The following is a 21813-nucleotide window of genomic DNA, read 5'->3' on the forward strand; positions in this document are numbered from 1 at the left end:
TGGGCATCCGTTCCGCAGGGTTGGGGGTCCCCCCTCCGGGGGAGGGTGGGCACACCCCACCAGCACGGCGCCCTTCTCCCGCACCCGCACCCGACGGGCCCGCAACGCACTGGGGTGCGGACCCCGCGAAGGGACCCGCACCCCAAAAAACCCGACTACGTCGTACGCCGACTAAGCCGACCATGCCGACTACGTCGTACGACGCCGCCGCGCGCCCGGCCGCCGCTCACTCGGCCGCGTCACCGGATCGCCGGCCTCAAGCGCCGCTTCCCGGCGTCGCAGCCCGAAGTCCGCCAGCGCCTCCGCCAGCTTGTGCACCGACGGCTCGGGCGACAGCACGTCGACCCGCAGCCCGTGCTCCTCGGCCGTCTTGGCCGTGGCCGGCCCGATGCAGGCGATCACGGTCACGTTGTGCGGCTTGCCCGCGATACCGACCAGGTTCCGCACGGTCGACGACGACGTGAAGAGCACCGCGTCGAAGCCGCCGCCCTTGATCGCCTCCCGCGTGTCCGCCGGCGGCGGCGACGCCCGTACGGTCCGGTAGGCGGTCACGTCGTCGACCTCCCACCCGAGCTCGATGAGCCCGGCGACCAGCGTCTCCGTCGCGATGTCGGCCCGCGGCAGGAAGACGCGGTCGATCGGGTCGAAGACCGGGTCGTAGGGCGGCCAGTCCTCGAGAAGACCCGCCGCCGACTGCTCACCGCTCGGCACCAGGTCCGGCTTCACGCCGAAGTCGACGAGCGCGGCGGCCGTCTGCTCGCCCACGGCCGCGACCTTGATCCCGGCGAAGGCGCGCGCGTCGAGCCCGTACTCCTCGAACTTCTCCCGTACCGCCTTCACCGCGTTGACCGACGTGAAGGCGATCCACTCGTAGCGGCCGGTGACCAGGCCCTTGACCGCTCGCTCCATCTGCTGCGGGGTGCGCGGCGGCTCGACGGCGATCGTCGGGACCTCGTGCGGCACGGCCCCGTAGCTGCGCAGCTGGTCGGAGAGCGAGGCGGCCTGCTCCTTGGTACGCGGCACGAGTACCCGCCACCCGAAGAGGGGCTTGGACTCGAACCACGACAGCTGGTCCCGCTGGGCCGCGGCGCTGCGCTCGCCGACCACGGCTATCACCGGTCGGTGGCCCTCGGGCGAGGGGAGGATCTTGCCCTGCTTGAAGACCTGGGCGATGGTGCCGAGGGTCGCGGTCCAGGTCCGCTGGCGGGTGGTCGTACCGGCGATCGTCACGGTGAGCGGGGTGTCCGGCTTACGGCCCGCCGACACCAGTTCACCGGCGGCCGCCGCCACCGAGTCGAGGGAGGTGGAGACGACGACGGTGCCGTCGGAGGCTCCGACCTCGGCCCAGCACCGCTCGTCGGCGGTCCTGGCGTCCACGAACCGGACGTCCGTGCCCTGCGCGTCGCGCAGCGGGACGCCGGCGTACGCGGGCACGCCGACGGCGGTGGCGACACCGGGGACGACCTCGAAGGGGATGCCCTCGGCGGCGCACGCGAGCATCTCGGCTCCGGCGTTGCCGTCGAGACCGGGGTCGCCGGTCACCGCACGGACGACCCGCCTGCCGCCCCTCGCGGCCTCCATGACAAGATTGGCGGCATCCCTCAACACGGGGACTCCGGCGGCTGTTGACGCCTCGTCAACAACCGTCAGCTCAGGCGTGCTCACCCCCGCGCGCGCATGGTCGCGTACGACCTCGAGCACCTCCGGCTCGGCGATCAGGACGTCCGCGCCCGCGAGGGCCTCGACGGCCCTGAGGGTCAGCAGTCCGGGGTCTCCCGGTCCTGCGCCGAGGAACGTGACGTGTCCGTGGCCGGTGAAGGCCGAGGAAACTGGGCTGGTGGTCGGGCGGGTGGGGTTCAAAGTGCTCGCTCCCCCATAAGACCAGCCGCACCCTTGGCGAGCATCTCGTCCGCGAGTTCGCGTCCGAGCGCCATCGCCTCGTCGTGCGAGGTGGGTACGGGACCGGTGGTGGACAGCTGCACCAGCGTCGAGCCGTCGGTGGTGCCGACGACGCCGCGCAGGCGCATTTCGGTGACAACCTGCCCGTGACCGGGGTCGTCGGCCAGCAGGTCGGCCAGCGCACCCACAGGTGCGGAGCAGCCGGCCTCCAGGGCGGCGAGCAGGGATCGCTCGGCGGTCACGGCGGCCCGCGTGAGCGGGTCGTCGAGAGCGGCGAGCGTGGCGACGAGCTCGGCGTCGGACGCCGGGCACTCGATCGCCAGGGCCCCCTGGCCGGGGGCGGGCAGGACCGAGTCGACCGACAGGTGGTCGAGCGACAGGGAGCCGGTCAGCTCCGCGGTCCCGCCGATGCGGTTGAGACCGGCAGCGGCGAGAACCACCGCGTCCAGCTCTCCGCTGTGTACGTAGCCGACCCGGGTGTCGATGTTCCCCCGGATCGGGACACAGGTGATCTCCAGGCCGTGGCTGCGCGCGTACGCGTGGAGCTGGGCCATGCGCCGCGGCGAACCGGTGCCGACCCGGGCGCCCCGGGGCAGCCGGTCCAGGGTGACGCCCTGCGGTGCGATCAGTACGTCGCGCGGGTCTTCGCGCTTCGGGATCGCGGCCAGCACCAGTTCGGGGTGCTGGGCGGTCGGCAGGTCCTTCAGGGAGTGGACGGCGAAGTCCACCTCACCGGCGAGCAGCGCGTCGCGCAGGGCGGCGACGAAGACGCCGGTGCCGCCGATCTGTGCGAGGTGCTCCCGGGAGGTGTCCCCGTACGTCGTGATCTCCACGAGCTCGACGGGCCGGCCGGTCAGCTGCCGGACGGCGTCGGCCACGTGCCCGGACTGGGCCATGGCGAGCTTGCTGCGCCTGGTCCCGAGCCTCAGTGCCCTCTCGGTCATACTCGCCCTCGGTTCTTGACGTCGGCGTCATTCAGGTCGGCCCGGCTGACGGATGCCACCGTCTCCGGGTCGAGGTCGAAGAGTGTCCGCAGCGCGTCCGCGTACCCGGCACCGCCGGGCTCGCTGGCCAGCTGCTTGACCCGCACGGTCGGCGCGTGCAGGAGCTTGTCGACCACGCGGCGCACGGTCTGCGTGATCTCGGCGCGCTGCTTGTCGTCGAGGCCGGGCAGCCGGCCCTCGAGCCGGGCGACCTCGCTGGCCACGACATCGGCGGCCATCGTGCGCAGGGCGACGACGGTCGGGGTGATGTGCGCGGCGCGCTGGGCGGCGCCGAAGGCGGCCACCTCGTCGGAGACGATGCCCCGGACCTGGTCGACGTCGGCGGCCATGGGGGCGTCTGCGGAGGCCTCGGCGAGCGATTCGATGTCGACGAGCCGGACTCCGGGGATCCGGTGCGCGGCGGCGTCGATGTCGCGGGGCATGGCGAGGTCGAGCAGGGCGAGCGGGGCGCGGCGGCTCTGTACGGCGGTCTCGACGGCTTCGCCGGTGAGGACGAGTCCGGTGGCGCCGGTGCAGGAGACGACGACGTCGGCACGTGTCAGTTCGTCGCCGACGGCAACCATCTCGACCGCGCGTGCGGTCACCCCGGTGCCGCCGGGCTCGCTCAGGATCTGGGCGAGCCGCTCGGCGCGGTTCAGGGTGCGGTTGGCGATCACGATCTCGGAGACGCCGGAGCGTGCGAGCGTGGCCGCGGCGAGCGAGGACATCGAGCCGGCCCCGATGACGAGGGCGCGCTTGCCCTTGGCCCAGGTGTCGACGTCCGCGTCGCCCGTGCCCTCGGCGAGCTGCTCGAGCCCGAAGGTGACGAGCGACTGTCCGGCCCGGTCGATCCCGGTCTCGCTGTGGGCGCGCTTGCCGACCCTCAGGGCCTGCTGGAACAGGTCGTTGAGGAGACGTCCGGCGGTGTGCAGTTCCTGGCCGAGCGCGAGGGCGTCCTTGATCTGGCCGAGGATCTGGCCCTCGCCGACGACCATGGAGTCGAGCCCGCAGGCCACCGAGAAGAGGTGGTGGACGGCCCGGTCCTCGTAGTGCACGTAGAGATAGGGAGTGAGCTCGTCCAGGCCGACGCCGCTGTGCTGCGCGAGCAGCGTGGACAGCTCGGCGACCCCGGCGTGGAACTTGTCCACGTCGGCGTAGAGCTCGATGCGGTTGCAGGTGGCCAGGACGGTGCCCTCGGCGGCCGGTTCGGCGGCGAGGGTGTCCTGCAGCAGCTTGGCCTGGGTGTCCCCGGACAGCGAGGCCCGCTCCAGGATGGAGACCGGGGCGCTGCGGTGGCTCAGCCCGACGACGAGAAGGCTCATGCCGGCATCACGGCGGGGACGTCCCCGTCGGGTCCCTTACGGGTGCTGCCCGCGGTGCGGGCGGCGGGCGGCGCGGCGGGCGCACCGGCCTCCGGGCCCGTCTCGTTGCCGCTCTCCGCGCCCGCCTCCTCGCCGGCCTTCCGCTGCTCGTGGAAGGCGAGGATCTGGAGCTCGATGGAGAGGTCGACCTTGCGCACGTCCACGCCGTCGGGCACGGAGAGCACGGTCGGGGCGAAGTTCAGGATGGAGGTGACTCCGGCGGCCACGAGCCGGTCGCAGACCTGCTGGGCGACGCCGGCCGGGGTCGCGATGACGCCGATGGAGACGCCGTCCTCGTCGATGATCTTCTCGAGGTCGTCGCTGTGCTGGACGGGGATCCCCGCGACCGGCTTGCCGGTCATGGCGGGGTCGGCGTCGATCAGCGCGGCGACGCGGAAGCCGCGGGAGGCGAAGCCGCCGTAGCCGGCGAGCGCGGCACCGAGGTTACCGATGCCGACGATGACGACCGGCCAGTCCTGGGTGAGCCCCAGCTCACGGGAGATCTGGTAGACGAGGTACTCGACGTCGTAACCGACACCACGGGTGCCGTACGAGCCGAGGTAGCTGAAGTCCTTGCGCAGCTTCGCGGAGTTGACGCCCGCGGCGGCCGCGAGCTCCTCGGAGGAGACCGTGGGTACGGAGCGCTCGGACAGCGCGGTGAGTGCGCGCAGATACAGCGGAAGCCGGGCGACGGTGGCCTCGGGAATTCCTCGGCTACGGGTCGCCGGTCGGTGAGTTCGGCCAGTTGCCACGGTGCTCCTGCGGGATGAGCGGGGCTGCAGGCGGCCGTATGTCCCAAGACCGCCCCGTCGAATGCAGGCTATGTCTTTGTGAACGCGTGCACAAAGATGGTGTCCGTTTTGTCCGGCCAAAGTGACCGGGGTCACGCGGCTGGTTCCCGTTGTCACGGAACCGCGGAGCAGGTCAGAGCGTTGAGATCCCGAAGGGGGCAAAACCGCACACACTCCTCACGATGTCGCCCCCGAAACCCAACAAAACGTCCATGATGGTAACCGCCTTTCGGTCACGCACCCAGTTCGCGCCGGAGCCGCTCCGCGTCCACGCGCCAGAACGTGTGCTGTTCGCCATCGATCAGCACCACGGGAATCTGCTCCCAGTACGCCCGGTGAAGCTCCTCGTCGCGAGTGATGTCCTTCTCCTCCCAGAGTGCTCCTGTTTCGGCGCACACGGCCTCGATCACCACCCGGGCGTCGTCGCAGAGGTGACATCCCGGCTTGCCGATCAGCGTCACGGTGCGCGATCCGGCGTCCTTCTTCTTCGTCCGTCCGAACATGACGTCCATTCTGTCCAATTAACAGGGGAGCCCCGCAGTGTTCACGCCCCGGCATCGTCACAAGTCGGGAAGTACCGAACAGACTGGCTATGCTCACGGCATGGCCGCTCTGGGATGGCTCACCCCCCGTAGGCGCTCCGCCACCGCGCGCAGCGTCCTCGCCGGCGAGGCCGCTGCCGAGGCAGCACGGAAGTCCTCGCTCGAGCTGGAACGGGAGCGGGAGGAGGCGGCGGCCGAGACGGAGGCCGCGGAGCCCACCGCCCCGGCCGAGCCCGAGTTCCCGGTCGTCGGCGACGTACGGGCGGCCGCCTTCTTCGACCTCGACAACACCGTGATGCAGGGCGCCGCGATCTTCCACTTCGGCCGCGGCCTGTACAAGAGGAAGTTCTTCCAGCGCCGCGAACTCGCCCGCTTCGCCTGGCAGCAGGCCTGGTTCCGGCTCGCCGGCGTCGAGGACCCCGAGCACATGCAGGACGCCCGCGACAGCGCCCTGTCCATCGTCAAGGGCCACCGCGTCTCCGAACTGATGTCGATCGGCGAGGAGATCTACGACGAGTACATGGCGGACCGGATCTGGCCCGGCACACGCGGCCTCGCCCAGGCCCACCTGGACGCGGGCCAGAAGGTCTGGCTCGTCACCGCCGCCCCGGTCGAGACGGCCACGATCATCGCCCGCCGCCTCGGCCTGACCGGAGCGCTCGGCACGGTCGCCGAGTCCGTCGACGGCGTCTACACGGGCAAGTTGGTCGGCGAGCCCCTGCACGGCCCGGCCAAGGCCGAGGCGGTACGGGCGCTCGCCGCCGCCGAGGGCCTGGACCTGAGCCGCTGCGCCGCCTACAGCGACTCGCACAACGACATCCCGATGCTCTCGCTGGTCGGGCACCCGTACGCGATCAACCCGGACACCAAGCTCCGCAAGCACGCGAGGGCCAGGGAGTGGCGCCTGCGCGACTACCGGACCGGCCGCAAGGCCGCCAAGGTCGGCATCCCCGCCGCCGCGGGCATCGGCGCGCTGGCCGGCGGCACGGCCGCCGCGGTCGCCCTGCACCGCCGCCGCCACTGACGCGACCGCCACCCGGCGAGCGGCCGCTCTGCCGATACGTTTCGGCTGCGATCATCTGCGACAACCCCGGACCAGCCGCCCTCACCCGTCCGTGGTCGAACACCACCGCACAGGTCGACTCGCAGGCATTCCGAGCTCCTTACCCAGCAGCGGCCCCGATCACTCCCCCGTTCTGTACTTGAGCACAACGCATCGCCCGCGCAGTCACACTCGGAAGCAATCCGATCAACAACCGGTCACGAACCACTACTTGTTTCGACTGCAAGCAGTAACGGAAACGACGTAATCGGTGATTTGAGCAACTGGGTGTAGCGCTGCCTGTACGAAGCGTTATTCTCCTCAGACGCACAAAGGACCCCTCCCGTCGTCACGACGAGTGAACGGTCCCGTACTGCACGTGATGGAAGCTCTGCCTCTGGGAGTCCCGTGTACCCACACGTCGGGGTTGACACCTCGGGCCTGGCTACGCTGCGCGCAACGGTCCTCGACCTCTTGCGCGGCTTCGTCCCCACCGCGTACGCCGGCCCTGTCCCCGCCTTCGCCTTCGCCTCACCGGCACCCGCCGGCCCTTGCTATGCCCTGGCCGACGGCAGCGCCGCCGTGGGCAGACGGGGAACCCGCGGCGGCGCCGGAACCTCGACCGCCGCCCGCCGTCCCACCGCCGACAGCGACAGCGCTCGCATGATGGACCTGGTCGAGCGCGCCCAGGCCGGCGAGGCCGAGGCCTTCGGCCGCCTGTACGACCAGTACAGCGACACCGTCTACCGCTACATCTACTACCGCGTCGGCGGGAAGGCGACAGCGGAGGACCTCACAAGCGAGACGTTCCTGCGCGCCCTGCGCCGGATCTCCACCTTCACCTGGCAGGGCCGCGACTTCGGCGCCTGGCTCGTCACCATCGCCCGCAACCTGGTCGCCGACCACTTCAAGTCCAGCCGCTTCCGCCTCGAGGTCACCACCGGCGAGATGCTCGACGCCAACGAGGTCGAGCGCAGCCCCGAGGACTCCGTCCTCGAGTCCCTCTCCAACGCGGCCCTCCTCGACGCGGTCCGCCGCCTCAACCCCCAGCAGCAGGAGTGCGTGACCCTGCGCTTCCTCCAGGGCCTCTCGGTCGCCGAGACCGCCCGCGTCATGGGGAAGAACGAGGGCGCCATCAAGACCCTCCAGTACCGGGCCGTCCGCACCCTGGCCCGCCTTCTCCCGGACGACGCACGCTGAGCGGTACGCGCCCCCCACATGCGCCCCTGCACGCCCGCGCACGCCCCACCCCCCACCATCTCTCCCCTCATGCCCCCACGACCCCCGCACAGCTCACAGTCGGTGATCCCTCGGTGACGCACTGGTCCGATCATCTTTCGCGCGTAACCCAAGTGCCGCGCCGCTCGTTGTGCGGAATGCAGGCTCCCTGTGGTCACGCCATGCCCGCAGCCACTCACTCGTTCGTGTGGATGTGTTCAAGGCGTGCAACCTTCCGGACACCCCGGGGAGTCGACCGTCATGACGAGAGGAGGTGCCGCCAGTGATCGCGAACGTATCGGCGCACCGGCGGGCGAACGCCTTCGCCCAGGCCCTGGAGGACCGGGCGGCCGAGGGCGAGGCGGCCGAACAGCCCGAAGGCCCGGCCGAACCGGCCGAGCAGGGACGGCTGTTGGCCTTGGCGAACGGTCTCGGCGAGCTGCCGAAGCCGCAGCTGGATCCCGAGGTCAAGGTGGTGCAGCGAGCGCAGCTCGTCGCCGCCATGGAAGCGATGCTCATGGAGGGGAGCGCGGCCGCGGGCCCTACGGTGCCCGAACAACGGACATCGGGCGGCCGGGGAACGCATCGGGCCTCCCCGCTCCGCAAGCTCCGCCCCCGATCCCGCTGGTCCAAGGGCCTCGCCGCCGGCGGCCTCACGGTCGGTGTGGCCGCGGGAGCCTTCGGCGGAGTGGCCGCTGCCAGCTCCGACGCGCTCCCGGGTGACTCGCTCTACGGGCTCAAGCGGGGCATGGAGGACATCAAGCTCGGCATGGCGGACGACGACGCGGACCGCGGCGGCATCTACCTCGACCAGGCGTCCACCCGGCTCAGCGAGGCCCGCAGGCTCATGGAGCGCGGCCGCTCCGGCGACCTCGACCACGAGTCACTCACCGAGATCCGTCGCGTCCTGGGCGGAATGAAGCACGACGCCGTCGAAGGTCACCGCCTGCTCCGTCAGGCGTACGAGCGAGACGGCGAGATCGGCCCGATGGCCCGGCTCAACTCCTTCGCCCAGGCCCACCGAGGCACCTGGGACGGCCTCCGCGACCGGCTCCCCGTCCAGCTGGCGGACGTCGGCAGCGAAGTGACCGGGGTCTTCGACGCCATGAACGAAGAGGTCGAGCCCCTCCAGTCGGTGCTTCCCCGCACCCCGGAGAAGGGCGCGATCAGCTCCACGAGCCCCACCACCGGGCCCGGCTCCCCGAAGGACACCCAGGACCCGGGCACCCGAAGTCCGTCGTCCACCCACGAGGCTCCCCCCACGGGCAGCCACTCCGCACCGCCCCGCCCGTCCGGTCCGCCCCCGAGCACCGGCACGAGCACCGAGAGCGGCGGCACCACCTCACCGGAGGACGACGGTCTCCTCGGCGGCAACACGGGCGGGCTGCTCCAGCCCTCCCCGACCGGCCCGCCGACGGCGCCTTCGACCACGACCCCGACACCCCCCGAGGTGCCGGACGTGACCCTTCCGCCACTCCTGCCGGGCCTGCTACCAGGCCTCGGCATCGACAGCGAGGACGCTCGCTAGCAAGAGAAGAGGGGCGCCCCACGGACGGGGGCGCCCCTCTTCTCCGTGCACCGGGTCAGAAGAACACCGACCGCCGCTGCACCAGCAGCTTGTACAGCGTGTGCTGTATCTGCTCCCTCACCTGATCCGTCAGGTTGAACATCAGCATCGGGTCCTCCGCCGCCTCCGGCGCGTACCCGTCCGTCGGAATCGGCTCCCCGAACTGGATGGTCCACTTCGTCGGCAGCGGCACCGCCCCGAGCGGCCCCAGCCACGGGAAGGTCGGAGTGATCGGGACGTACGGGAAACCGAGCACCCGCGCCAGCGTCTTGGCGTTCCCGATCATCGGATAGATCTCCTCCGCCCCCACGATCGAGCAGGGCACGATCGGCACCCCCGCACGCAGGGCCGTCGAGACGAACCCACCCCGCCCGAACCGCTGGAGCTTGTACCGCTCCGAGAACGGCTTCCCGATCCCCTTGAAGCCCTCCGGCATCACGCCCACGATCTCGCCGGACCGCAGCAGCCGCTCCGCGTCCTCCGCACAGGCCAGGGTGTGCCCCGCCTTGCGGGCCAGCTCGTTGATCACCGGCAGGACGAAGACCAGGTCGGCGGCGAGCAGCCGCAGATGTCGCCCCGCCGGGTGCTGGTCGTGGACGGCGACCTGCATCATCAGCCCGTCCAGCGGCAGGGTCCCCGAGTGGTTGGCGACGATCAGGGCGCCGCCCTTGTCGGGGATGTTCTCGATGCCCTTCACCTCGACCCGGAAGTACTTCTCGTACAGCGGCCGCAGCAGCGACATGAGGACCTGGTCGGTGAGCTCCTCGTCGTAGCCGAACTCGTCGACCTCGTACTCGCCGGTGATCCGCCTCCGCAGGAACGCGAGACCTCCCGCGAGCCGCCGCTCCCAGCCCCCGGCACCGGGACCGGGACCGGCACCGCTCTCCCCACCCTGCGCGGCCTTCCCGGACGCCCCGGACGCCCCCGCCCCGGCCGCTGCCCGGGCTTCGACCCCCGGCAGGTCCTCCACGGCCCCCTCCGGCGCCTGAGGGCTCTGCTGCGGCCCCGGCAGGGCCCGTACGGCCGCCGCCTCCCCGTCGGCCCGGCTGGGCCGACGACGGGCCCGCGAGCGGTCGTCGTCGAACGGAATGACCTTGGCGTCCGCCATCGCTGTCCGGTCTCCTCAGGCGCCGTGGTGATGTGAGTGAGCGGTGGTCGGGGCGAGACGGCCGGCGAGCCGGTCCACCGCCCCGGCGAGCATCTCGGGCGGCAACAGCCCCGGCCCCCGACTGCCCGCGAAATCGGCGAAGGTCTCCGCCGTCGTGTAACGCGGCGAGAACCCGAGGACCTCGCGCATCTGCACCGTCGAGACGACCCGGCCGTGGGTGAGCAGCCGGATCTGCTCCGGCGCGAAGTCGGTGATCCCGACCGTACGCAGCGCCGTCCCCACCCAGGTGACCGCGGGCAGCAGCACCGGGACGGTCGGCCGCCCGAGCCGCCGCGCGCACTGGGAGAGCAGCAGCACCCCGTCCCCGGCCACGTTGAACGTGCCGCTGTTCAGGGTGGCCCGGCGGGGCTCGTGCGCCGCCAGGCGCAGCACGTCGATCACATCGTCCTCGTGGACGAACTGGAGCCTCGGGTCGTAACCGAGCACGGTCGGCATCACCGGCAGCGACAGGTACTCGGCCAGCGGCGAGTCGATGCGGGGCCCGAGGATGTTCGCGAACCGCAGCACGCACACGGCCACGTCGGGCCGGCGCCGCGCGAAGCCCCGCACGTACCCCTCGACCTCGACGGCGTCCTTGGCGAAACCCCCGCTCGGCAGCGACTTCGCTGGGGTGGTCTCGGTGAAGACGGCCGGGTCGCGCGGCGCGGAGCCGTAGACGCTCGTACTCGACTTGATCACGAGCCGCTTGATCCGCGGCGACTTCTGGCAGGCCCCGAGCAGCTGCATGGTGCCGATGACGTTGGTCTCCTTGACCGACGTACGGCCGCCGGCGCCGAGCGCGATCCCCGTGACGTCCATATGGACGACCGTGTCGATCTCGTGCTCGGCGAGGACCTTCGCGATGGCCGGCCGGCGGATGTCCGCCCGTACGAACTCGGCGGCGCCGAGCTGGTGCGCCGGGTCGACCGCGTCCACCGCGACCACCCGCTCCACTTCCGGGTCCCGCTGGATCCGCCGTACGAAACGGCCCCCGAGATGCCGGGCGGCACCGGTGACGAGCACGACCCTGCCCAAGATCAGCGCCTTCCGTCCGTCTTCCGTTGGTCGCCACCGTAGCGCCTCAGGATTCCGGCGCAATAAAAACGTGGCCCTCCACCGCGAACGGTGAAGGGCCACGCCTCACGCACGAAACGCTGCGGTGCAGCGATCGCTTACTTCTTGTTGCGACGCTGAACGCGCGTGCGCTTAAGCAGCTTGCGGTGCTTCTTCTTCGCCATCCGCTTGCGCCGCTTCTTGATAACAGAGCCCACGACTACCCTCGCTCACTTCTCGGAACATCCCCGCCTCCCGGCGGGAATCGGTGCGGGGCGTCTGGGCCCACACGACCTACGTCGGCCTAGCCTACCGCCCCGAGCACCGCGCTTGTAATCCGAGGGCCGTACGCGACTTTCCCGGCTTTACGGCCGCGCGCTCGCTACGCGGTCGCCACCCCCACGAAGGACTCCCTCAGGTACTCGTGAACCGCCTGTTCCGGCACCCGGAAGGACCTGCCCACCCGGATAGCCGGCAGATGACCACTGTGCACCAAGCGGTACACGGTCATCTTCGACACGCGCATCACCGAGGCGACTTCCGCCACGGTCAGAAACTTGACCTCGTTGAGAGGTCGATCGCCAGCAGCCATGACCCACCTGTACCTTCCGCCGCGACGCCCACCGGCTTCCCCTCCGGTGACTCTTCGTCGCCGAGCGCTCACTCTCCAGACTAGGGGCGGGTGGTACGAGTGGGGAAGAGGAGCTGCCATCGGCCGTTTACCGTGACAGACACGCTCGATTGAGTACATAGCGCGTGAGCGGCCGGTAGTAGTCGGAGCGCACGCCGTCATCAAGCGGAACGGCCACCGACACCTGCCCCTCGGCCTCACCGACGAACAGCGCCGGATCATCCGTATCGGCAAGACCGATGGCCTCGATACCCAGCTGACCTGCACCGCAGACCCATCCGTGGTCCCCGACCACGAGCTCCGGCAGCGGCCCGCCGCAATCGACCGCGCTTTCGAGCGCGGCCCTAACCGGCAGCGCGGAGTGCGAGTGCGCCCCCGGCTCGCGACCACCCCCCGACAGCCCCGGCTCACGCACCAACGCGACCCCCCGTACGTAGTCGAGAAGGTACGTACGTACGCCGAACCGGGTCGTTATGTCGACACATCGCCCCTGCGCCGGGGTGAGAACAAGACATCCCGCCGCCGACAAAGCGTCTGCGAGCGCGACGTAGAAACCGAGCAGACGGTGGGGATGACCCGTCCCGAACAGCACAGGAACCCGCCGCGCCGCCGCGGCACCCAACCGCGCGGCGAAGGCATCCAGCCCCCTCAACGTACGGTCAGGATCGATCACGTCGGGCCCCGACCGGTGCACCGGATCCCCCGACACCCCGCACTTGTCGGCCATCAGCCGCAACAGATCGGCCTCACCCCACCCCCAGGCGGGATCCAGCCCCAGCAGCACGCGCGGATCACGCGCCGCGAAGAGCCGATAGCTCCGCAGGCTCTCCTCCCGCGACGTCGCCACCGTCCCCGCCAACCCCGCCGCCAACAGATGCGCCCGCAGCGCCCCGGTACTCAACACCCTCCCGATGCTGCCGGAACACGCCGCCGCCGGTGCCGAAACCCCGCGGACACCGCACAGTCGGCGTAACAACGGAAAGAACGTCCCGGCGGAGTTCCGGAGAAAGGAGGGAACGGGCTAGGGAAGCAGCCCCCGCAGCGGAAAAGCCGCCTTCCGGGTCGCCAGCACCGCCTGGTCCAGCCGGTCCGCCGGGTCGTACCCCTCGGCCCACTCCCGGAACCCCACCGGCCACCGCCCGTCCGTCATCCGCACCGGCCCCGGCTGCCGGGTACGCGCGTACACCTCGTCCCGCCACGACGACGGGATCACCGACTCCGGGTCCACCGGCGCATGGGCCGCGATCCCCACCAGATGCGTCCACGACCGCGGTACGACGTCCACCACCGCGTACCCGCCGCCACCGAGCGCGACCCACCTCCCGCCCTCGACGTGCTCGTGCGCCAGGTCATGACAGGCCGACTGCACCGCCCGCTGCGCGTCCAGCGACACCGCCAGATGCGCGAGCGGGTCCTCGAAGTGCGTGTCCGCCCCGTGCTGCGTCACCAGCACCTGCGGCCGGAAGTCCGCGATCAGCTCCGGCACCACCGCGTGGAAGGCCCGCAGCCACCCCGCGTCCCCCGTACCGGCCGGCAGCGCCACGTTCACGGCCCCACCCTCGCCGACCCCCGCCGCACCGGTCTCCTCAGGCCACCCGGTCTGCGGGAACAGCGTCCGCGGATGCTCGTGCAGCGAGATCGTCAGGACGCGCGGATCCTCCCAGAACGCCGCCTGCACCCCGTCACCGTGGTGCACGTCCACATCCACGTACGCGACCCGCTCCGCACCCAGCTCCAACAGGCGGGCGATCGCCAGGGACGCGTCGTTGTAGATACAGAACCCCGACGCCGAACCCGGCATCGCGTGGTGCAGCCCGCCCGCGAAGTTCACCGCGTGCGCGGCCTCCCCGCGCCACACCGCTTCCGCCGCCCCGACCGACTGCCCGGCGATCAGCGCCGACACCTCGTGCATCCCCGCGAACGCCGGGTCGTCGACCGTACCGAGCCCGTACGCCTGGTCGGCGTGGCGCGGGTCCGCCGAGGCCGCCCGTACCGCGGCCACATAGTCCTCACGGTGCACGAGCCTCAGCGTCGAGTCCCCGGCCGGCCTCGCCGCGACCACGTCCACCGCCCGGTCGAGCCCGTACGCCCGCACCAGCGCCATGGTCAGCGCGAGCCGTACCGGATCCATCGGGTGCTCGGACCCGAAGTCGTACTGCGTGACAGCTTCATCCCACATCAACAGTGCGCGGCCGCTCATGCCCGCCACCGTATCGGGCCCCTCCCGGACCGAACGACGTGGCGTACACCACCGTCACCAGCACGAGCACCATCGGCACCAGCATCGCCCCCCGATAGCTCCACGCGTCCCCCAGCGCCCCCACCAGCGGCGACCCGATGAGGAACCCCACGTAGTTGAAGACGTTGAGCCGCGCGACCGCTGCGTCACTGGCACCGGGGAACAACCTGCCGGCCGCGGCGAAGGTCTGCGGCACGATCACGCTCAGCCCGAGCCCCAGCACCGTGAACCCGGCGATCCCCACCCACGCCCCCGGCGCCACCGCCACCACCGCGAACCCCAGCGCCGCGAGCACCGCCCCGTACCGGACGACCGTCACGGCCCCCAGCTTCCGCACCCCGAAGTCCCCCACGGCCCGCCCCAGGAGCGTCGTCACCATGTACGCGTTGTACGGCACGGTGGCCACCTCCTCCGAACTGCCGAGGACGTCCTGGAGGTACTTGGCACTCCAGTTGGAGACGGTGGAGTCCCCTATGTACGCGAAGGTCATGACGAGACAGAGCGGCAGCAGCAGTGTGAAGGCGACACCGCTCCCCTTGCTCTCCCCCTCCGCCTCCACCGCCCGGTCCCCGCCGGCCACGTACCACCGGCTCCCCACCAGCGCGACGGGCAACAGCAGCGCCACGACCGGCAGATACGACACGAACAGCGACAGATGCCAGTGCGCCCCCACCCACGCCAACGAGGCACCCGCGATCCCACCGAGGCTGTACGAGGCGTGGAAGCCGAGCATGATGCTCCGCCCGTACGCCCGCTGGAGGCTCACCCCCAGCATGTTCATGGACGCGTCCAGGGCCCCCACCGCGAGCCCGAAGAGCCCGAGGGCGACCGCCACCTCCCACAGCTCCGTACCGGCCCCCACCGCCAGCAGACCGAGCAGGACGGCGGGCTGCGCCCACCGCAGCACCACCGCCGGCCCCACCCGGGCGACGATCTTCTCGGTCGCCACGCTCGCCACTCCGGCCAGGATCGGCACGGCGGCGAGGAAGGCGGGCAGCAGCGCGTCCGAGATCCCGTAGCGATCCTGGATCGCCGGTATTCGCGTCACGAGCAGGGCGAAGGTGACCCCCTGCACGAAGAAGCTGACCGCCAGGGATCCCCGCCCACGCCGCAACCGCGCATCCGTCATGGCGGCTCAGCGTAGGGCCGGGACCTACCGATGGGTAGATGGATCACAGACCCAATGTCGCCGGGAGCTCGTCCATCCTGCCGAAGAACCCCGTGGCCCCGGCGAGCTTCGCCTCCGGAGACATCGCGGTGAAGCCGTACACGTCCATCCCGGCCGCCACCGCGGCCTGGACCCCGAGCCGGCTGTCCTCGACGACCACGCACCGCTCGGGCGCCACCCCCATCCGCGAGGCCGCGTACAGGAAGAGGTCCGGCTCCGGCTTGCCCCGGCCCACGTCCTCGGCACTGAAGATGTTCTCGTCCCGGAACCAGGCGTCGAGCCCGGTCTTCCGATGCCCCACACGAATACGCTCATGGCTCCCCGAGGAGGCCACACAGTACGGAACCCCGGCCTCGGCAAGCCCCTTGAGCACCTCCGCGGCACCGCTCACGGCCTCCAGCTCCCGCTGGAACGCGGCGAAGACCCGCGCGTGGAACCTCTCGTCGAAGTCCACGGGGAGCCGCTCCCCGGTCCGCTCCTCGACCAGCTCGTGAATGCGATGCATGGCCGACCCCATGTAGTCGCGGACCGACTCCTCGTACGAGGTGGGATGTCCGAGTTCGGTGAGATAGCCGGCCAGGAGCGTATTGGAAATCGGCTCGCTGTCCACGAGCACACCGTCGTTGTCGAAAATGACCAAGTCGTATCGCATGGACCAAGCCTAGAACGCAAAAATGCCTCAACCCCCGGACAGAGTCCAGGGGTTGAGGCTAAAGATTGTTCGGCGGCGTCCTACTCTCCCACAGGGTCCCCCCTGCAGTACCATCGGCGCTGAAAGGCTTAGCTTCCGGGTTCGGAATGTAACCGGGCGTTTCCCTAACGCTATGACCACCGAAACACTATGAAGATATGAACCGCCGCACCACCCGAAGGGGGGCGTGTTCGTTACTTCAGAACTAACACAGTGGACGCGAGCAACTGAGGACAAGCCCTCGGCCTATTAGTACCGGTCAGCTCCACCCATTACTGGGCTTCCACATCCGGCCTATCAACCCAGTCGTCTACTGGGAGCCTTACCCTCTCAAGGAGGTGGGAATACTCATCTCGAAGCAGGCTTCCCGCTTAGATGCTTTCAGCGGTTATCCCTCCCGAACGTAGCCAACCAGCCATGCCCTTGGCAGGACAACTGGCACACCAGAGGTTCGTCCGTCCCGGTCCTCTCGTACTAGGGACAGCCCTTCTCAATATTCCTGCGCGCGCAGCGGATAGGGACCGAACTGTCTCACGACGTTCTAAACCCAGCTCGCGTACCGCTTTAATGGGCGAACAGCCCAACCCTTGGGACCGACTCCAGCCCCAGGATGCGACGAGCCGACATCGAGGTGCCAAACCATCCCGTCGATATGGACTCTTGGGGAAGATCAGCCTGTTATCCCCGGGGTACCTTTTATCCGTTGAGCGACGGCGCTTCCACAAGCCACCGCCGGATCACTAGTCCCGACTTTCGTCCCTGCTCGACCCGTCGGTCTCACAGTCAAGCTCCCTTGTGCACTTACACTCAACACCTGATTGCCAACCAGGCTGAGGGAACCTTTGGGCGCCTCCGTTACCCTTTGGGAGGCAACCGCCCCAGTTAAACTACCCATCAGACACTGTCCCTGATCCGGATCACGGACCGAGGTTAGACATCCAGCACGACCAGAGTGGTATTTCAACGGCGACTCCACCATGACTGGCGTCACGGCTTCAAAGTCTCCCACCTATCCTACACAAGCCGAACCGAACACCAATATCAAACTGTAGTAAAGGTCCCGGGGTCTTTCCGTCCTGCTGCGCGAAACGAGCATCTTTACTCGTAGTGCAATTTCACCGGGCCTATGGTTGAGACAGTCGAGAAGTCGTTACGCCATTCGTGCAGGTCGGAACTTACCCGACAAGGAATTTCGCTACCTTAGGATGGTTATAGTTACCACCGCCGTTTACTGGCGCTTAAGTTCTCAGCTTCGCCACACCGAAATGTGACTAACCGGTCCCCTTAACGTTCCAGCACCGGGCAGGCGTCAGTCCGTATACATCGCCTTACGGCTTCGCACGGACCTGTGTTTTTAGTAAACAGTCGCTTCTCGCTGGTCTCTGCGGCCACCCCCAGCTCACGGAGTAAATCCGATCACCAGTGATGGCCCCCCTTCTCCCGAAGTTACGGGGGCATTTTGCCGAGTTCCTTAACCATAGTTCACCCGAACGCCTCGGTATTCTCTACCTGACCACCTGAGTCGGTTTAGGGTACGGGCCGCCATGAAACTCGCTAGAGGCTTTTCTCGACAGCATAGGATCATCCACTTCACCACAATCGGCTCGGCATCAGGTCTCAGGCTTAATGCGTGACGGATTTGCCTATCACACGCCCTACACCCTTACCCCGGGACTACCACCGCCCGGGCTGGACTACCTTCCTGCGTCACCCCATCGCTTACCTACTACCACCTTGGATCGACGGCTCCACCACTTTCCTTTCCCCGAAGGGTCCGGAACGGCTTCACGGCCTTAGCATTAATGGGCTCGATATTGGGCGTTTCAAAGCGGGTACCGGAATATCAACCGGTTGTCCATCGACTACGCCTGTCGGCCTCGCCTTAGGTCCCGACTTACCCTGGGCAGATCAGCTTGACCCAGGAACCCTTAGTCAATCGGCGCACACGTTTCTCACGTGTGTATCGCTACTCATGCCTGCATTCTCACTCGTGAACCGTCCACAACTCGCTTCCGCGGCTGCTTCACCCGGCACACGACGCTCCCCTACCCATCACAACACCCGTTGGGGCTATACGCTGCAATGACACGACTTCGGCGGTACGCTTGAGCCCCGCTACATTGTCGGCGCGGAATCACTTGACCAGTGAGCTATTACGCACTCTTTCAAGGGTGGCTGCTTCTAAGCCAACCTCCTGGTTGTCTCTGCGACTCCACATCCTTTCCCACTTAGCGTACGCTTAGGGGCCTTAGTCGATGCTCTGGGCTGTTTCCCTCTCGACCATGGAGCTTATCCCCCACAGTCTCACTGCCGTGCTCTCACTTACCGGCATTCGGAGTTTGGCTAAGGTCAGTAACCCGGTAGGGCCCATCGCCTATCCAGTGCTCTACCTCCGGCAAGAAACACACGACGCTGCACCTAAATGCATTTCGGGGAGAACCAGCTATCACGGAGTTTGATTGGCCTTTCACCCCTAACCACAGGTCATCCCCCAGGTTTTCAACCCTGGTGGGTTCGGTCCTCCACGAAGTCTTACCTCCGCTTCAACCTGCCCATGGCTAGATCACTCCGCTTCGGGTCTTGAGCGTGCTACTGAATCGCCCTATTCGGACTCGCTTTCGCTACGGCTTCCCCACACGGGTTAACCTCGCAACACACCGCAAACTCGCAGGCTCATTCTTCAAAAGGCACGCAGTCACGAGATACAGCAAGCTGTATCCGACGCTCCCACGGCTTGTAGGCACACGGTTTCAGGTACTATTTCACTCCGCTCCCGCGGTACTTTTCACCATTCCCTCACGGTACTATCCGCTATCGGTCACCAGGGAATATTTAGGCTTAGCGGGTGGTCCCGCCAGATTCACACGGGATTTCTCGGGCCCCGTGCTACTTGGGTGTCTCTCAAACGAGCCGCATGAATTTCAGCTACGGGGGTCTTACCCTCTACGCCGGACCTTTCGCATGTCCTTCGCCTATCCATACGGTTTCTGACTCGTCTCACAGCCGGCAGACTGTGAAAGAGAGATCCCACAACCCCGCATGCGCAACCCCTGCCGGGTATCACACGCATACGGTTTGGCCTCATCCGGTTTCGCTCGCCACTACTCCCGGAATCACGGTTGTTTTCTCTTCCTGAGGGTACTGAGATGTTTCACTTCCCCTCGTTCCCTCCACATGCCCTATGTGTTCAGGCATGGGTGACAGCCCATGACGACTGCCGGGTTTCCCCATTCGGAAACCCCCGGATCAAAGCCTGGTTGACGGCTCCCCGGGGACTATCGTGGCCTCCCACGTCCTTCATCGGTTCCTGGTGCCAAGGCATCCACCGTGCGCCCTTAAAAACTTGGCCACAGATGCTCGCGTCCACTGTGTAGTTCTCAAACAACGACCAGCCACCCATCACCCCACCGGACAAGCCGATGAGTTCACTGGGGCCGGCATCACGAAGGCAACGACCATACGGCCGCACCCTCAGATACCCAACAACGTGCCAAGCGTGAGCCACCCACCGGACTCTTCTTTCCACGCCGAAGCAGTACTCGAAGAACCATCAGGTTCACTCACGCCAACTAATCAACGTTCCACCCATGAGCTGACCGTGCAGAACATTTGCCTGCAATCGGTACTGTGCTCCTTAGAAAGGAGGTGATCCAGCCGCACCTTCCGGTACGGCTACCTTGTTACGACTTCGTCCCAATCGCCAGTCCCACCTTCGACAGCTCCCTCCCACAAGGGGTTGGGCCACCGGCTTCGGGTGTTACCGACTTTCGTGACGTGACGGGCGGTGTGTACAAGGCCCGGGAACGTATTCACCGCAGCAATGCTGATCTGCGATTACTAGCAACTCCGACTTCATGGGGTCGAGTTGCAGACCCCAATCCGAACTGAGACCGGCTTTTTGAGATTCGCTCCGCCTCACGGCATCGCAGCTCTTTGTACCGGCCATTGTAGCACGTGTGCAGCCCAAGACATAAGGGGCATGATGACTTGACGTCGTCCCCACCTTCCTCCGAGTTGACCCCGGCGGTCTCCTGTGAGTCCCCATCACCCCGAAGGGCATGCTGGCAACACAGGACAAGGGTTGCGCTCGTTGCGGGACTTAACCCAACATCTCACGACACGAGCTGACGACAGCCATGCACCACCTGTATACCGACCACAAGGGGGGCACTATCTCTAATGCTTTCCGGTATATGTCAAGCCTTGGTAAGGTTCTTCGCGTTGCGTCGAATTAAGCCACATGCTCCGCTGCTTGTGCGGGCCCCCGTCAATTCCTTTGAGTTTTAGCCTTGCGGCCGTACTCCCCAGGCGGGGAACTTAATGCGTTAGCTGCGGCACCGACGACGTGGAATGTCGCCAACACCTAGTTCCCAACGTTTACGGCGTGGACTACCAGGGTATCTAATCCTGTTCGCTCCCCACGCTTTCGCTCCTCAGCGTCAGTAATGGCCCAGAGATCCGCCTTCGCCACCGGTGTTCCTCCTGATATCTGCGCATTTCACCGCTACACCAGGAATTCCGATCTCCCCTACCACACTCTAGCCTGCCCGTATCGGATGCAGACCCGGGGTTAAGCCCCGGGCTTTCACACCCGACGTGACAAGCCGCCTACGAGCTCTTTACGCCCAATAATTCCGGACAACGCTTGCGCCCTACGTATTACCGCGGCTGCTGGCACGTAGTTAGCCGGCGCTTCTTCTGCAGGTACCGTCACTTTCGCTTCTTCCCTGCTGAAAGAGGTTTACAACCCGAAGGCCGTCATCCCTCACGCGGCGTCGCTGCATCAGGCTTTCGCCCATTGTGCAATATTCCCCACTGCTGCCTCCCGTAGGAGTCTGGGCCGTGTCTCAGTCCCAGTGTGGCCGGTCGCCCTCTCAGGCCGGCTACCCGTCGTCGCCTTGGTAGGCCATTACCCCACCAACAAGCTGATAGGCCGCGGGCTCATCCTTCACCGCCGGAGCTTTTAACCAGCCTCCATGCAGAGGCCGGTGTTATCCGGTATTAGACCCCGTTTCCAGGGCTTGTCCCAGAGTGAAGGGCAGATTGCCCACGTGTTACTCACCCGTTCGCCACTAATCCACCCCGAAGGGCTTCATCGTTCGACTTGCATGTGTTAAGCACGCCGCCAGCGTTCGTCCTGAGCCAGGATCAAACTCTCCGTGAATGTTTACCCGTAATCGGGTCGACACCACGAGAGCGGAACGATCGAGTCGGAATAAGACCGATCGTTCACAGCGTCCTCGCTGTGTGCCACCCGGCTAGGGGTGGACTTTTTCAAAGGAACCTCGACCATCCGAAGATGGACGGGGTATCAACTAATCTGGCGTTGATTTTTGGCACGCTGTTGAGTTCTCAAGGAACGGACGCTTCCTTTGTACTCACCCTCTCGGGCTTTCCTCCGGGCTTCCCTTCGTTCTTGCGTTTCCGACTCTATCAGATCTTTCCGATCCGATTTCCTCGGTGCTTTCCGGTCCCATTCGC

The 21813-nt window shown here is 67.5% G+C and carries 16 protein-coding genes and 3 rRNA genes; 3 read left to right on the plus strand and 16 right to left on the minus strand.

Going from position 1 to position 21813, the window contains the following annotated elements:
* Window positions 1-189 precede the first annotated feature (189 nt).
* The 5 genes from OG361_RS17515 to OG361_RS17535 all read right to left on the minus strand — a co-directional run bounded on the left by OG361_RS17515 (window position 190) and on the right by OG361_RS17535 (window position 5546).
* Entirely contained in the window at window positions 190-1860 is a 1671-nt protein-coding gene (locus OG361_RS17515) for a uroporphyrinogen-III synthase (RefSeq protein WP_384567253.1), read from the minus strand.
* Window positions 1857-2843, minus strand: a complete 987-nt coding sequence (gene hemC, locus OG361_RS17520; RefSeq protein ID WP_405854620.1) for a hydroxymethylbilane synthase — start codon at window positions 2841-2843, stop codon at window positions 1857-1859. Before hemC ends, OG361_RS17515 begins: the two co-directional genes overlap by 4 nt.
* Window positions 2840-4204, minus strand: coding sequence for a glutamyl-tRNA reductase (locus OG361_RS17525; RefSeq protein WP_405854622.1), 1365 nt, complete (start codon window positions 4202-4204; stop codon window positions 2840-2842). The genes hemC and OG361_RS17525 overlap by 4 nt, the downstream gene beginning before the upstream one ends.
* Complete coding sequence (locus tag OG361_RS17530; protein WP_405854624.1) at window positions 4201-4995, minus strand: redox-sensing transcriptional repressor Rex; 795 nt, start codon at window positions 4993-4995, stop codon at window positions 4201-4203. The genes OG361_RS17525 and OG361_RS17530 overlap by 4 nt, the downstream gene beginning before the upstream one ends.
* 272 nt (window positions 4996-5267) lie before the next feature.
* Window positions 5268-5546: a glutaredoxin family protein gene (locus tag OG361_RS17535; protein WP_405854626.1), complete on the minus strand. Its 279-nt coding sequence runs from the start codon at window positions 5544-5546 to the stop codon at window positions 5268-5270.
* A 91-nt stretch (window positions 5547-5637) separates the two neighbouring features.
* Here OG361_RS17535 and OG361_RS17540 point away from each other — a divergent pair, with 91 nt between their 5' ends.
* The 3 genes from OG361_RS17540 to OG361_RS17550 all read left to right on the plus strand — a co-directional run bounded on the left by OG361_RS17540 (window position 5638) and on the right by OG361_RS17550 (window position 9364).
* Complete coding sequence (locus OG361_RS17540; protein WP_405854628.1) at window positions 5638-6600, plus strand: HAD family hydrolase; 963 nt, start codon at window positions 5638-5640, stop codon at window positions 6598-6600.
* Between the two features lie 426 nt (window positions 6601-7026).
* A complete protein-coding gene (locus OG361_RS17545; protein ID WP_405854630.1) occupies window positions 7027-7818 on the plus strand; it encodes an ECF subfamily RNA polymerase sigma factor, BldN family in 792 nt (263 codons plus the stop codon).
* Window positions 7819-8119: 301 nt separating this feature from the next.
* Window positions 8120-9364 (plus strand): DUF5667 domain-containing protein, encoded by a 1245-nt coding sequence (locus OG361_RS17550; protein ID WP_405854632.1) that lies wholly within the window; start codon window positions 8120-8122, stop codon window positions 9362-9364.
* A gap of 55 nt (window positions 9365-9419) precedes the next feature.
* Here the strand turns inward: OG361_RS17550 and OG361_RS17555 are convergent, their stop codons facing one another.
* The 11 genes from OG361_RS17555 to OG361_RS17605 all read right to left on the minus strand — a co-directional run bounded on the left by OG361_RS17555 (window position 9420) and on the right by OG361_RS17605 (window position 21496).
* Window positions 9420-10511, minus strand: coding sequence for a lysophospholipid acyltransferase family protein (locus OG361_RS17555; RefSeq protein ID WP_405854634.1), 1092 nt, complete (start codon window positions 10509-10511; stop codon window positions 9420-9422).
* A gap of 15 nt (window positions 10512-10526) precedes the next feature.
* Complete coding sequence (locus OG361_RS17560; protein WP_405854636.1) at window positions 10527-11585, minus strand: NAD-dependent epimerase/dehydratase family protein; 1059 nt, start codon at window positions 11583-11585, stop codon at window positions 10527-10529.
* Between the two features lie 137 nt (window positions 11586-11722).
* Window positions 11723-11821, minus strand: a complete 99-nt coding sequence (locus OG361_RS17565; RefSeq protein ID WP_003948845.1) for a 30S ribosomal protein bS22 — start codon at window positions 11819-11821, stop codon at window positions 11723-11725.
* A gap of 164 nt (window positions 11822-11985) precedes the next feature.
* The gene (locus OG361_RS17570; RefSeq protein WP_046910004.1) at window positions 11986-12195 is read right to left on the minus strand and encodes a helix-turn-helix domain-containing protein; all 210 of its coding nucleotides are present in this window, start codon (window positions 12193-12195) and stop codon (window positions 11986-11988) included.
* A 127-nt stretch (window positions 12196-12322) separates the two neighbouring features.
* Window positions 12323-13138, minus strand: a complete 816-nt coding sequence (locus OG361_RS17575; protein WP_405854639.1) for a phosphatase — start codon at window positions 13136-13138, stop codon at window positions 12323-12325.
* A 117-nt stretch (window positions 13139-13255) separates the two neighbouring features.
* Window positions 13256-14434: an acetoin utilization protein AcuC gene (locus tag OG361_RS17580; protein ID WP_405854641.1), complete on the minus strand. Its 1179-nt coding sequence runs from the start codon at window positions 14432-14434 to the stop codon at window positions 13256-13258.
* Window positions 14403-15602: an MFS transporter gene (locus OG361_RS17585; RefSeq protein WP_405854643.1), complete on the minus strand. Its 1200-nt coding sequence runs from the start codon at window positions 15600-15602 to the stop codon at window positions 14403-14405. Before OG361_RS17585 ends, OG361_RS17580 begins: the two co-directional genes overlap by 32 nt.
* A gap of 43 nt (window positions 15603-15645) precedes the next feature.
* Complete coding sequence (locus OG361_RS17590; RefSeq protein ID WP_405854645.1) at window positions 15646-16293, minus strand: HAD family hydrolase; 648 nt, start codon at window positions 16291-16293, stop codon at window positions 15646-15648.
* A 67-nt stretch (window positions 16294-16360) separates the two neighbouring features.
* Window positions 16361-16477 (minus strand): 5S ribosomal RNA (rrf, locus tag OG361_RS17595).
* 84 nt (window positions 16478-16561) lie between these two features.
* Window positions 16562-19681, minus strand: a 23S ribosomal RNA gene (locus OG361_RS17600).
* Between the two features lie 289 nt (window positions 19682-19970).
* Window positions 19971-21496, minus strand: a 16S ribosomal RNA gene (locus OG361_RS17605).
* Together the 16S, 23S and 5S rRNA genes form the textbook arrangement of a ribosomal RNA operon.
* Between the last annotated feature and the right edge of the window lie 317 nt (window positions 21497-21813).

This window comes from Streptomyces sp. NBC_00090 (assembly GCF_045160815.1).
Lineage (GTDB): Bacteria > Actinomycetota > Actinomycetes > Streptomycetales > Streptomycetaceae > Streptomyces.